Source organism: Aerococcus sp. L_32, from assembly GCF_050689315.1.
In genome coordinates, this window is sequence record NZ_JBOEQF010000922.1 from 1 (window position 1) to 733 (window position 733).

At 37.7% G+C, this 733-nt stretch carries 1 protein-coding gene; it reads left to right on the top strand.

Going from position 1 to position 733, the window contains the following annotated elements; genetic code table 11:
• Positions 1–733, top strand: a 733-nt coding sequence (argS, locus tag ACRCJ0_RS17380; RefSeq protein ID WP_431391406.1) for an arginine--tRNA ligase, incomplete at both ends; no start/stop codon positions are given.

Here is a 733-nt window from a genome sequence, read left to right on the forward strand (position 1 = left end):
TATTGCCAACATCACAACAAAAGTTGGGTTCAATCCAGTACGTATCAATCACTTGGGTGACTGGGGAACGCAATTCGGTAAGTTGATTGTCGGTTACAAAAAATGGGGCTCTGAAGAAGCCGTTCGTGAAAACCCAATTCAAGAATTGTTGAAATACTATGTACAATTCCATGAAGAAGCAGAAAATGATGAAAGTCTTGAAGACGAAGGACGTCTATGGTTTAAAAAATTAGAAGACGGCGATCCAGAAGCTTATGCATTATGGAAATGGTTTAAAGACGAATCATTAAAAGAATTCCAACGCATCTATGATATCCTTGGCATTGAATTTGATTCTTACAACGGGGAAGCATTCTACTCAGATAAAATGCCAGCTGTTATCGACGAATTAGATGAGAAAGGCTTATTAAAAGTGGACCGCGGTGCGACAATCGTTGATTTAGAGGCTTATAACTTAAACCCAGCTTTAATTAAAAAATCTGATGGGGCGACTTTATACATCACACGTGATTTAGCAACAGCTTTATACCGTAAAGAAACTTACAACTTCGACCAATCACTTTACGTGGTAGGAAACGAACAAAGTAACCACTTCAAGCAATTAAAAGCTGTATTAGAGTTAATGGGTTATGACTGGGCTGCAGACATTAACCACATTCCATTTGGTTTAATTACTCAAGATGGTAAGAAGTTATCTACTCGTAAAGGGAATGTTGTATTGTTAGAAGACGTA